At 37.5% G+C, this 12,042-nt stretch carries 12 protein-coding genes and 1 pseudogene; 4 read left to right on the forward strand and 9 right to left on the reverse strand.

What is annotated here, in order from left to right; all coding sequences use genetic code 11:
* Together A3M5_RS0107985 and A3M5_RS26815 are read left to right on the forward strand one after the other, a co-directional pair.
* On the forward strand, positions 1 to 673 hold a 673-nt coding region (locus tag A3M5_RS0107985; RefSeq protein WP_231373227.1), incomplete at its 5' end, for a spore germination protein.
* Position 674: 1 nt separating this feature from the next.
* Positions 675 to 806, forward strand: a complete 132-nt coding sequence (locus A3M5_RS26815; RefSeq protein ID WP_286130576.1) for a hypothetical protein — start codon at positions 675 to 677, stop codon at positions 804 to 806.
* Positions 807 to 1,142: 336 nt separating this feature from the next.
* On the opposite strand, the gene A3M5_RS0107995 is transcribed toward A3M5_RS26815, so the two are convergent.
* A complete protein-coding gene (locus A3M5_RS0107995) occupies positions 1,143 to 1,790 on the reverse strand; it encodes a CAP domain-containing protein (protein WP_018393245.1) in 648 nt (215 codons plus the stop codon).
* Between the two features lie 363 nt (positions 1,791 to 2,153).
* Between A3M5_RS0107995 and A3M5_RS25320 the strand changes: the two genes are divergently transcribed.
* Positions 2,154 to 2,318, forward strand: coding sequence for a hypothetical protein (locus A3M5_RS25320; protein ID WP_018393112.1), 165 nt, complete (start codon positions 2,154 to 2,156; stop codon positions 2,316 to 2,318).
* 534 nt (positions 2,319 to 2,852) lie between these two features.
* Here the strand turns inward: A3M5_RS25320 and A3M5_RS0108010 are convergent.
* Positions 2,853 to 3,509, reverse strand: coding sequence for an FMN-dependent NADH-azoreductase (locus A3M5_RS0108010; protein WP_018393247.1), 657 nt, complete (start codon positions 3,507 to 3,509; stop codon positions 2,853 to 2,855).
* Positions 3,510 to 3,901: 392 nt separating this feature from the next.
* A complete protein-coding gene (locus A3M5_RS0108015; protein WP_018393248.1) occupies positions 3,902 to 4,642 on the reverse strand; it encodes an MBL fold metallo-hydrolase in 741 nt (246 codons plus the stop codon).
* A gap of 264 nt (positions 4,643 to 4,906) precedes the next feature.
* Between A3M5_RS0108015 and A3M5_RS23690 the strand changes: the two genes are divergently transcribed.
* Positions 4,907 to 5,710: an RNA polymerase sigma factor gene (locus tag A3M5_RS23690; protein WP_018393249.1), complete on the forward strand. Its 804-nt coding sequence runs from the start codon at positions 4,907 to 4,909 to the stop codon at positions 5,708 to 5,710.
* 404 nt (positions 5,711 to 6,114) lie between these two features.
* On the opposite strand, the gene A3M5_RS0108025 is transcribed toward A3M5_RS23690, so the two are convergent.
* The 6 genes and pseudogenes from A3M5_RS0108025 to A3M5_RS22560 all read right to left on the reverse strand — a co-directional run bounded on the left by A3M5_RS0108025 (position 6,115) and on the right by A3M5_RS22560 (position 12,032).
* Positions 6,115 to 7,005 (reverse strand): S-layer homology domain-containing protein, encoded by an 891-nt coding sequence (locus A3M5_RS0108025; protein WP_018393250.1) that lies wholly within the window; start codon positions 7,003 to 7,005, stop codon positions 6,115 to 6,117.
* A gap of 372 nt (positions 7,006 to 7,377) precedes the next feature.
* Entirely contained in the window at positions 7,378 to 7,602 is a 225-nt protein-coding gene (locus A3M5_RS0108030; protein WP_018393251.1) for a hypothetical protein, read from the reverse strand.
* A gap of 112 nt (positions 7,603 to 7,714) precedes the next feature.
* Positions 7,715 to 8,161, reverse strand: coding sequence for a hypothetical protein (locus tag A3M5_RS0108035; protein WP_018393252.1), 447 nt, complete (start codon positions 8,159 to 8,161; stop codon positions 7,715 to 7,717).
* A gap of 216 nt (positions 8,162 to 8,377) precedes the next feature.
* Positions 8,378 to 9,592 carry an S-layer homology domain-containing protein gene (locus A3M5_RS0108040; protein WP_018393253.1) on the reverse strand — a complete coding sequence of 405 codons (1,215 nt, stop codon included), beginning with the start codon at positions 9,590 to 9,592 and terminating at the stop codon, positions 8,378 to 8,380.
* A 537-nt stretch (positions 9,593 to 10,129) separates the two neighbouring features.
* A complete protein-coding gene (locus tag A3M5_RS22555; RefSeq protein ID WP_018393255.1) occupies positions 10,130 to 10,333 on the reverse strand; it encodes a hypothetical protein in 204 nt (67 codons plus the stop codon).
* Between the two features lie 586 nt (positions 10,334 to 10,919).
* A pseudogene (locus A3M5_RS22560) lies at positions 10,920 to 12,032 on the reverse strand (RNA-guided endonuclease TnpB family protein).
* Positions 12,033 to 12,042: the final 10 nt, after the last annotated feature.

The raw sequence follows: 12,042 nt of genomic DNA on the forward strand, positions 1-12,042 counted from the left end.
GTCGTTTGATGACAAAGAACTCAGTATAGACAGTATTAAAGACGGCGCTTTAAACATGAATGATGTATCAAAAATAAGTTATATGGAAGAGGCCATTGAAAGTATATTAAACGGCGATACTGTCCTTTTTTTGGATGAGGAAAACATGGCCCTCCAAATTGGAACAAGTGCATGGGAACACAGAAATGTTGAACAATCGGCTTCTGAGAGAGTCGTAAGAGGCTCTCACGAAGCCTTTACAGAATCCATACGTGTCAATACGTCACTTATTAGAAGAAGAATTAAAGACCCGAATTTGAAGATAGAGCAGATGAAGATCGGTCGGCGTACCCGAACCACTATAGGGATTATTTATATCCATAATCTTGCGAACGATAAGATAGTGGAAGAAGTAAAGCGACGGTTAAAATCAATCGACACCGATGCGATCCTGGAATCAGGCTACATTGAAGAGTTTATTGAGGATGCGCCACTTTCTATCTTTCCGACAATCGAGAACACAGAGGTACCCGATAAATTCTCTGCTAAAATATTAGAGGGTAGAGTCGGCATCTTGGTCGATGGTACCCCAACAGCTTTAACAGTACCCTTCTTGTTTGGGAAACGGACGTACATCCAGACTTTTACTGAACCTAGAATTAATGAAAGACGGCTTTCCGGCAGTGGTCATTAAAGTGGAGAATCGTTTACCTTATTATGATGCACTTGATAATGCACATACATCAAAGGATTATACGGATTTCATTCAGTTGGTTGCAGTAGAAGTAGAAGATTCACCCGATTTATATTTGAGTGCAGTAAATTAGTTAACAAGGTGAACAAATTGGCAACTTGGGGTTAGTATAGTCTTATGGGTTCTGGTGTAAAAACTTCCAGACAGTTGCAAAAAATCTATGAAATTTGGATATACTGATACTACTACTTTCAAAAAGGTCCGTGATCGTATGGCGAATAAACATGTATTTAAGTGAAAGCACTACCAGCCTGAAATCATTTTATTAACGGTAAGAGCTAAACGATTTATCCGTTTCGGCGGGTTGCCTACTCTATTTTTTTATTTACATAGCTGGGTCTACCGTCAAGCTTAAAGACAGTTTCAAATAAAAAATCCTTCCGAATAATTAGTTCGGAAGGGATTCTTCTTATTTTCCAATAAACATTTGTGTCCAGTGACCGTCTACATATCCAACGCCAATGTGCGTGAAGTCAGCACTTAAAATATTTTTACGGTGTCCATCACTATTCATCCAAGCATCCATTACTTCTTCCGGTGTTTGTTGTCCTTTTGCAATATTTTCACCAGCTGCTTTGTACGTAATGCCGAACTGTTTCATCATATCAAACGGCGAACCGTACGTAGGCGATTGATGAGAAAAATAGCCTTTATTTTTCATATCTTGTGATTTTGTACGTGCCACATCGCTTAACTTTGTATCTAGTTGAAGTGGGCTCACTCCTTGTTTCGCACGTTCTTGATTAACCAATTCAAACACTTGTTGTTCAAATGCGCTAACGCTTCCTGCTTCTGCTTTTTGTTCAGTTTGCTGCGGCTGTTGTGGTGCTTCTACAGGTGCTTTTGGCTCTGCTGCTGGTGCTTTTTCTTCTGTTACTGGTGCTTGCGGCTCTGCTGTTTGAATATCATTGTTATATTCTAATTCCTCAACGTTGCCTTGTTTAACTGTCTGAGTGGGTACGTTGCATGTTGGCGTTGCTGCTTCTGCTTGACCTGCTGTGAAAATTCCTAATGTAAGAGCACCGGCGATTGTCGCCATGCGAATATTCTTTTTCATTCTGTCATACCTCCTAAAAGTATATGTTTTTCTTAATCTAGGGATGCCTTCTCCCCGACTGCCTACTCATTGTTGCATGATCTTTTATCCACCTGCAATGGGTTACGGCATGGCAAATTTCGCTACCTTTTGAAAATGGTAGCTTCCTATAATCACCACCCTTTTAAACCCTGTCACAGTACCATCTTGAACAGAATGGATTTTTCCGCTAGTTTTCTTGGTAATAGAAGTGTAAAAGCTCTGTCATATTCTTTACATAAAAAAAAGCACCTAAAAGGCACTTTTTTACTCATTATGCAAAAAATATTTATTCAGGACAAAAAGGTAACGGTTCGCCTCAGCATGTAGCTGAACCTAGAATTAATGAAAGACGGCTTTCCGGCAGTGGTCATTAAAGTGGAGAATCGTTTACCTTATTATGATGCACTTGATAATGCACATACATCAAAGGATTATACGGGGTTCATTCAGTTGGTTGCAGCAGAAGTAGATGATTCACTCGATTTATATTTGAGTGCGGTAAATTAATTGATAAATGGAAGCCTCTAGTTTAATACAGCCTACAAAAAAGAAAACAATCTGAGGTTCATTAGAACGACTGAATGTTTTCTTTTTTTGTATACTGCCTAGTATGTATATTTTTAGTAATTAATTTTACAAAACTCTTCCCTGTACCGGCCCCACCTACGCCAAGTACTGTGACAGCCACGCATGCCATCCAACCTGTTTTCATTGTAATTGAAAACGCTTTCAAAAGTCCATTCTTTTCGTTCCTCAAATTTCGACAGAGCCTGCCATCACTCATTTATTTACTTCAAATTATGTTTTGAGAATATAGGAAAGCATGTGTAGGGATAATAAAGTTGTTTATTTTTAATCTAATAAAAGTTAAGCCCTCCATTTGATTAATTGAATGGAGGGCTATTAAAGTTATTTAATATACAAGTATAGTAGCGATTATTGCTACATTGGATGTAGAATAAAGTTTTTTATTCGAAAGGATAATCTTGAAAAATGCACCCATTACAATAATAAAATTATTATTTACCAAGCAAGATTTCTTTAGTGAAGTGCTTTTTCTTTAGCAGCCAATCTTGAAGCAGCTTCTTCAGCTTCTTTATATGCTTTTTGTAATACTTCATTTGGTTCCAGTAAGGCAGTTCCTTGAGCCCGAATGACTTGGTAATCTTCAATACCAATGAAATTGAACATTGACTTCAGGTATTTTTGAGAGTAATCAACTTCTGTATACCAATCATCATTTGTATAGATTGACCCACTTGCTTGTATGATAAGCATTCTTCGTCCGTCTTTAAGTAGTCCCACTGAACCGTTTTCAGTATATTTAAATGTTTCACGTGCGATTAAGATATTATCCATATAATCTTTTAACTTTGATGGAATATTAAAATTATGCAAAGGTAAAACGATGACATACGTATCTGCACTTTTAAATTGTTTTAAAATCTCGGACATACGCTCCGTTACTTTTTGTTCTTGGCTAGTTAGCTCTTGTCCTTTTCCTTGTTTTTCCCATGCACTTAAAACCGTTTTATCTATCATAGGCACTACATCACTGTACAGGTTGATCTGTTCAATTGCTTCGCTATCAGGAATTAATTCTTTATAAGCTTTCAAAAAGTGGTTAAAAACCTGCAAGCTATATGAAGAAGTATCATCTACTTTTGGATGTGCGTTAATGATAAGTGTTTTGTTCATTTGTGTTTCTCCTTTAAAATGAATTTCAGGGCACAATTAAAGACCGATTTAATCGTCGATTAAATCGATCTTTAATATAAAGGATATAATTATTTTTGTCAAATTGAATATGTGAAAGAGTTGCAGAAATTACTACTTCTTTAAGAACATAGTTACTGCTTCAAGAGCATGTATATAAGTTGTGTCAAACATAGGAACATCGGAATCCTCCGACTTTATCAAAAATCCAATTTCTGTACAGCCAATCATAATTCCTTCAGGTCCACTTTCGATTTGAAACTAACCTGATGATCCCACACAAAATTAATGACAAAAAAGTTGTTTACCAAAACTCTTATTCAACAGAGTCACCGCTTCTTTATTACTATAACCTTTCCAATATTTTTAGATGTTTACACTTTTTTGACGATGCTTTTAAGCTGTTCTTCAACATTATTTTTACTTAACCCTCCGTGGTAACAGATCACGTTGTCAATATCGAAATCCAAATAGCTTGCTATAGAACGGAAAGCTGTATCCATATCCAGAGTGGATGGTAGATGAGGTCCTTGTAAAACGCCTTCCACACTAAACATGGCGTCACCAGCAACAAGAGTTTTGCTGTGCTTCAAATAAAGACTGATGTGCCCCGGTGTATGCCCCGGCGTAAAAATAACGTGAATTCCTCCGCAAAACGGAAGTTCCTCGCCGCCCACCAACGTTCTATTTACTTTAGCCCTCGGGGAATTTTTAACTAGAGCCACTACTTTCCGACTCTCGTCTTCCGAAAGGCCCTCTAATTGCCAAGCCATACTTTCAAGGTTTGCCTTCATGAGAGGTAATTCCCCCTCAATATAAGGCTTATCAACCTGGTGAGCGTAAACTTCAATGCACGAATCGGATTCCTGCAGGATTTCAGGAAGGCTGCCAATATGGTCAATATCCTGATGCGTCAGAATGATGGCTTTTAATTTTTCAAAAGGGATACCAGCTTCATTCATGGCTATACGTATTTGTTCCAATTGTCCGGGCGTTCCTGTATCAATCAGAATCGCAATATCATCGTCCCAAATCAAAGTAGGATTTAATTCTTGACGACCGCCGAAAGCTTCAACCTGCAATTCAAGCATTTTTACTCCATTCGAAATTTCCATATGTTCCTCTCCCTATCAAAATTTAGTGTGTCCAATGTTCTGAGGATCGGTTACTGAGCATGAGGACAATACCTGTTCAAGCTGGCATTTGAAATCCGTATCCTTAATAAAGATCCCCTCGAAAAGTTCACTCCTCAATAAACAAAACGAAAAAGGATTCTAAATAGTTACGGTGGTTTCAATATTTTTTTGTATCCGTCGTATCTTTCTGTTCTCATTTTTCGTTTATAATAAATGAAAGGCAAAATAAAGGAGGGATTTGCAATGTGGCCGCTTGTTCAAAACACTCCTACTGAAGCGAAAGAAAACTTCGAAAACGCCGTTCAACCCTACATTGGGGACTTGAAGAACTATTGCTGTTCCCTGATGAAATCGACTTGGGATGGAGAAGACCTGATGCAAGAAACATTGGCGAAGGCATATAAACGGTGGTCAACAACATTAAATCCAGTTTCCAAAGCCTATTTGTTCCGAATTGCACGCAATACATGGATTGATGGAAATCGGAAACGAAAGCCAAATGAAGATTTTAATCAGGACATTTCAGAACTGACCGAAGGAAAAGCAACAAATTCAGATGCCCTTATGGACGCAATGCAACTATTGTTGCAGGAATTATCGCCAAAACAGCGTATAGCAATGCTGCTCGTAGATGGATTAGACTACACAACACAAGAATCGGCAAAGATGATGGGTACGAGCGAGGGAGCCGTGAAGGCGGTTCTTCATCGAGCTCGAAGGAAATTAAAACAAGTGAGAAATCACGCTGTTATTTACTCGGAAGACGACAACGTCACAACGTATATCACCGCATTTCAAAACGGAAAACCAGAAACGCTTGTCGACCTTTTCCAGAAAGAAATCGGAGAACCGCGTATGACAGTAACAAGTGATCAATCAGGTTCTAATCCACAGATGACAATTCAACCGATTATAGGGTCGGGGACTTCATACGTACTTGTTAAACTCAGAACAAAAAGTGGAAATTCAGTTTTCATGCCATTTTATCGGTCAGAGTGGTTGACTTTGTTCACTCAGTTGACGGAGAAACTTTCATTCGCGGCGTAAGAAAAGGGATTATATAGAATGGTTAAATGTGATTCCATATGTCTTGGAGCAGACTATTTACTACCTCATCACACCTCTGTTCCATGAAACACAACCCTATCCTTCAATAACCGCGAAAAAATATCATAAGATCGTTCACATTGTTCGAATTGAATCCGTATTCCATGGCCTCTTAGAGACGTAATATCCCAAGAGGCCATTCTTATCAATCTTTTTTATAAATTATCAAACTTTATTTTAAATCTACATATACATCGTTGATTCTACGGCATTTCCGGCTCCATCACGATACAAAAACCTGTATAAAATCCTGCATAAACAGCGTTTCTTGCTTAAACCCATTAAAAACGAAAAAAGAAAGATGGTAAAGCAAGATATGCTTTACCATCTTTTTTACTGTTTAATTATTGTTCGTCCGCTTTTGTTGCCAGAAGTTTATTTCCATACTCAAAAGAGGATTTCACGTTAGCGCTAGAAGAAGTCTTAACAGCTGTAAAATCAAAAGATGCTTCTGGTCCCAGGTCAATTTCTCCGACAATCAAGGTCCCCTTTTTTCCAGCAAAGTTTTCATTTTCATGAGAAATCGTTAATGCGTGACGGTCATCTGACAATGAGTAAGAAACCGGTTCAAATTCAGACTTTGTTCCATCGCTGTAAACGACTGTAAAGGAAAGATATTTGCCTATTTCTTCTGCCGTGTAATGAGCCGGCACCACTTTCTCAAGAACGATTTGCGTTGTTGTCGATGACGTAATTGTAGCACTTTCTGCAAACGGATAATAGAAAGTATCCAAGATGAATAGAAGAGTTCCATATAATAAATTTGCAAACTCGCCACGCGTAACATTGAGGTTGGTACCATATGATGTAGCTGTTTTTCCCATCGTAATGCCCGTTCTGTACAAGGACTCGACATAAGGCTTAAATACACCGCCAACATCCGTGAACGGCGTTTGTTTCGCAAATCTATCTAAATCATATGCTGTTACAAGAATCTTTGCCATCGCACCTCGGCTTAATGGCTGTCCAGGCCTAAAATCTGTCTTAGTTACACCCGAAATAACGTCAATCTCTGCCAATGCATTCACAGAACCTTTAACACGGGGATTCAAATCTTTAAATCCAGCATCTGGAGCACTTTCCGTATCAAGACCCAACCAATTCGCCAATATCACTGCCGCATCACCACGAGTCAATGTTTGCTGCGTTCCAAACTTTGTCGCAGAAATACCCTTGACTACCCTATCATCATATAAAAAACTAACTGCTTCATCATATCGTTCTCCTACGTCCATAAAAGGGTGGCTGGATGCTGCGCTGGAGTAGCTAAACTGGATATTGCTACTGTGGCTGCCGTTGCTGCTGTAAATAAAGAATACTTATTCAATCGATTGTCTCCCATCTTCAATGTATTGAAGCGATTCTATCATTTCCCAAAATATCCGTAAACAGGTATATAGGTAGAAAAAACTTTTTAATACTAAGACCCACCCGAACCTTGCATAAAATCCTGTATATAAAACTAGCTCAAACACAGGGCACCGGGGCGTAACGCCAGTACTTTCAAAACCCTTCATTTAAAAAAGCCGATTACCTGTAAGAGAATCGACTTTTTTAATTTAGCTTGCTAAACTATTGCACCCGTTTGTTCAAGAATATAGATTAAATTATTTTATCCTATTATATAGAAGCAATCCCCATATTAAACCAAGAATAGATGCCACAACACCACATCTAAGCACAGTTATTATATATTCAGCAACTGGTAAATATGATGTTTGTGTAACCCCCTCACCCAAATTAATAACTTCTTTATAATTTACTGCTAAAATGGCTATCCCTATTCCAATAAAAAAACTATATACAACACTTTTTCTAAGTAAATTCTCCACTAAAATTACTCCTTTTTATTAACATCGTGACTTTATTTTAAATCCACAGATTTATAAAAAAGTCTGATAAATGATAGGCTATAGACGTTGATTGATCAATACGACTAATTTTTTACCTATTGATTACTTTAAAATACTTCACCATCATCCCTATAAAATAAAGCTCTGTTCCGATGGAAACGAAAAGGTCGAACCAGTTTGTTTCATCGCTAAGAGGAAGTACCATGTAACCGATAAACGTCAGCACAATTACAATGAGAATAACCCGAAGTGTCAAGGGGATAAATAAACTCAAGTAGCGAAGCCAAAATTCTTGGCGGTCCCCTCTCTGATTGATCTTGTACACGGCGTATATCCCGATAAGAGTGAGCACTATATTAATCATCGTATCTATCGTGTCCAGTGTGTTGACCCCTTCGGTTTCCAACAGGAACGGGTACGATAGCACTCCCAATGCCAGCAAAGCAATCCCTACAATCAAATACGTTCTTTTCGACTTTTCGGCAATTCGTCTTTCTTTTAGTGCCTCGGCCAACTCTTTTATATTCCAAATATACATACTTGTATCTCCTTTTATCTTTTTTTGAATTTAGATTGCCAGCACTAAATCAGACAACTTTCATAAGAGACAATCGTTTATATTCAATTAGACTTACATACTTTTTTATAAATTATCAAACTTTATTCAAAAGCTACACTAACTCCAAATTATGTACTTGTATAAGTTGAATATTTAATTTTACATCTATAAAAAACCGCTAAATTACTTAGCGGCTTATTTCAATGTTGTTATACCAGATGCTTCCATACGTTGGAAGAATGCCGAAATTTGTGCACGGGTCAGTGGCTCGTTGAAATGATAATCTTCAAACGTTTTTACGCCGGTTGTGCCGGATGACAAATTATATTTGTACATAAAGCTAACGGCTGCAGTTGGTCCGTAAGCAGCTCCCTGCGAAGCGGCAATCACTTGCGCTAATTGGCCGCGCGTAACCGTTCCATTTTTAGTTGCTTCATTTGTATAACCTTTCAACGGCAAATTGTATGGCTTAAAGAAATCATAGTACTGTTGCGTCCGGTGGCCGTAAGGAGTTCCTGGCTGAAAACCAAAATACTTAGCGGCAATGACAACGAAATCGCCTTCTTTTATCAGAGACAGTGGCTGAAAACGGCCGTCCGGGTACCCTTTAATAAGTCCAGTTCGGAACGCCCATGTAATATTTTCGCGTGCCCAATGATCAGAGCGAACATCGAGAAACGCCGGATACAGCCAGTTTTCCAGCTTCCACATTGTGTCAGACGAAGATTTGTAGGGAAGCACAGGTTCGCTACCCGAGAAAAGAATAAACTTCTGATACATATCCATCACTTCCGGCGCAAATACCATGCCATTAACAGCTCCAGAAAACGTGAAGGAATTATTTTCTCCTTTTTTCAACAAATCAACCGGCAACTGCTTGTACACGTTTCGACCGTTTCCACTTGCCGCAAACTCGTAAATAACCGTGTCATTTGGAATAAATACATCATAGGCTGGTACCCACATATGAAGTAAATTCGTGGCATTTGGCTGGCCAAAATGAAAATAGCCGTACTGGTTGTCTTCATCCCGCGTATCTTCATACGCTATATTGCGCACGGTTCGCCACAGCATGGAGCCATTTGACGGCTCATATAGGGCAGCCCCTTTTTCTTTTGACGTAAATCCGGCAAAAAATCCGTCTTTGGTAATCAGCAAATAATCCATTGTGTTACTTGGTCGGCCTAATATGTAATTAGGTGTTTGTTCAAACACTTCACTAAATCTAGACGAAAGTTTCGAGAGATCTACCCGTCTATGCGCATGGGCATACACCGTAAAGCCCGCTTTTCCCTTTAAAATGCTATAAATTTCCGACGGCACTTCCCACTGAGGCTTTTCCTCGGCAGACACAAATATAGGAACTAACAATAAGAATGAAAAAACAAATGAAGTAAATAACTTTTTCAAGAAAAAATAGTCTCCTTTACACAATTTTACAATAGTTTACTTGAAAAAGAATAAATTGTAATGGGTAAAAAGAATCAATAAACAATATTAAAGAATTAGGCTCTGTTAAACTCTGTTGTTGGTTTTTAATCAAAGAAAAAAGACCGAAATACACGGTCTTTGTTTGTAAAGCTTGTTCAACTAACGCACCCGTTAGTTTAAGTACATTTCTTCTGAGCCCCTTTTTGTGGGTTACTTCTTGAACTAAAAGAACAATTGCTCCAGTAACCCTATAAACAAGATTGATAAAATAAAAGTTGGTATGGAAATTAGAATCTTATTTCGCAATCGAATAGCCTTGAATTGCTTATACAACTTATCTATCACGCTAAAAATGATTATACCGACAGGAATAAATATACATATTGCTATTAAATCAACACGAGTAAACGGTTTGCCAATGTATGAATCAAAGACAATATTGATAACAAAAAGTGTACAAAATAAGATGAATTGATAAATAAAAAATCTAAGATAATAATTCATAGTTGATTACCTCTATTTCTCGTTTAATTGCTTTAACCACTCTATAAACCAATCTTGAGGTAACTTTACTTTTGGGAGGTCTAAGTTCTGTAATTCTTCTGACGAGTAAGTATTTTCCAAAAATAAATCCCATTGACATTCAATATCTCGTGCTATCCCAAAAGCTATTGAATCAAAATCATTCAATTCTTCACCTTCATCATCATCGAAAGCCATTGTGAAGTTATCACACCACTTGCTAAAATCATATTGTGAAAATCTGTTTTCACTTCTGCATACGGTATCTAACAAGTCCTTTAAATTTTTAGATGAATATGGAAATTTATAGTGGTTTTATTCCAGTTCCAATACATATAAACATCCCCTGTTTTTATTTGTTCTTACTTACTATACTTGTTCAACTAACTTGCCCCGCTAGTATAACAAAGAAATCAACAGAGTAATTTAACAGAGCCAATAATTAAAAAAAGACGGGGATTTTATTATTCCCGTCTTCTCGTTTACACTTTTTTCGATTTATCTCTTCAGATAGCTAACACTTTTTCCGCATTTTTGGTAGCAAAATCCTTCGCATCCACCACTTTTTCAGAAAATGGCTTAACATACTTTGAAGATGCATCCGGGCCAATAAGAAGTGATATTATTTCAACCTGTTTTTCCTTCGTGAACTACCCACCACTTATTAGCTCTTACGAGCTTAATTGAAGTGGGGGCTTCTCGGTTAGTCGTTACTTTTGATAGCTAACGAATTAGTCTAAGACTGCCGAGCTAACTCCCTTGTTCCAAAGGTTTTTGGTATTATTTATGCTAACGCTAATAAGCGTATTGCTTCATTTTTGATGTTGATTGCCGAGTTATGGTCACGACCTATTTTTAGTCCACAAGAACACTCATAAGTGCGTTCAGACATAGGGATATCCTTTATATTTCCACAATTACTACAAGTCTTTGTAGAAGGTAACCACTTATCTATTTTCACAAGTTGTTTTCCTTGTTCTTGTAGTTTGTAGGTTAAAAAGGTTGTGAACATACCCCAACCATTATCAGCAACACTTTTACCAAAGTTAAGTGCTTAAGACATCCCCTTCATATTCAAGTCTTCTATTGCTACAACATCAAAGTTAATAGCTAATTCTTTAGACTTGTGGTGAAGGAAGTTCTTACGTTGATTTGCAACCTTTTCATGCCACTTAGCTACATGAATCCGTTGTTTATTCCAACGTTGAGAACCTTTGACACGTCTTGCTAATACTCGTTGTGCCTTTGCTAATTGGTCTAACATTTGACGATAGAAACGAGGATAATTGGCTTTCTCATCTTCACTACTAACGTACAATCCAACCATTGCAAAGTCTAATCCAACAACAGTTTCAACTTCCTTTTGAACGATTTCTTTTTCGTATTCAGTCAAGATAGACGCATAGTACTTACCAGTTGGTGTCATAGAAACAGTGCATGACTTGATGATATGGTCTTGTGGTATCTCTCTATGTTGTTTGATACGAACCATTTTAAGTTTCGGTAATTTGATATGACCATTAAGCAACATAATATTTCCATTGACCATATTTGTTGTGTACGACTTTCTATCCTTTTTACTTTTGAATGCAGGGAAATCATTTTGACGGCTAAAGAAATTTTTGTATGCAATTTGCAAGTTTAGTTGAGCGTTTGCTAAAGCTAACGAATCCACTTCTTTCAGCCATTCAAACTCTACTTTGTATTTTGCTGGAGTAGGAAGTTTTTTTTTCTTCAGTTCTTCCTTATTGTCCTTGTATTTCTCATACATTTCTTTACGTTCAGCTAACATTTTATTATAGACAAATCGCACACAACCAAAAGTTTTACGCATAAGATATGCCTGTTCTTCTGTTGGGTACAAACGGAATTTGTATGCTTTATTATGCTTAACCATATCATTTCAC

This window comes from Bacillus sp. 37MA (genome assembly GCF_000372765.1).
Taxonomy (GTDB): Bacteria; Bacillota; Bacilli; order Bacillales; family Domibacillaceae; genus Domibacillus; species Domibacillus aminovorans.

Bases quoted from the DNA above. Each gene is read 5' to 3' on its own strand.
- A3M5_RS0107995 (WP_018393245.1), bottom strand. From the start codon at position 1,790: ATGAAAAAGAATATTCGCATGGCGACAATCGCCGGTGCTCTTACATTA.
- A3M5_RS0108025 (WP_018393250.1), bottom strand. From the start codon at position 7,005: ATGGACGTAGGAGAACGATATGATGAAGCAGTTAGTTTTTTATATGAT.
- A3M5_RS23690 (WP_018393249.1), top strand. From the start codon at position 4,907: ATGTGGCCGCTTGTTCAAAACACTCCTACTGAAGCGAAAGAAAACTTC.
- A3M5_RS0108035 (WP_018393252.1), bottom strand. From the start codon at position 8,161: ATGTATATTTGGAATATAAAAGAGTTGGCCGAGGCACTAAAAGAAAGA.
- A3M5_RS0108015 (WP_018393248.1), bottom strand. From the start codon at position 4,642: ATGGAAATTTCGAATGGAGTAAAAATGCTTGAATTGCAGGTTGAAGCT.
- A3M5_RS22555 (WP_018393255.1), bottom strand. From the start codon at position 10,333: ATGGCTTTCGATGATGATGAAGGTGAAGAATTGAATGATTTTGATTCA.
- A3M5_RS0108010 (WP_018393247.1), bottom strand. From the start codon at position 3,509: ATGAACAAAACACTTATCATTAACGCACATCCAAAAGTAGATGATACT.
- A3M5_RS25320 (WP_018393112.1), top strand. From the start codon at position 2,154: ATGAAAGACGGCTTTCCGGCAGTGGTCATTAAAGTGGAGAATCGTTTA.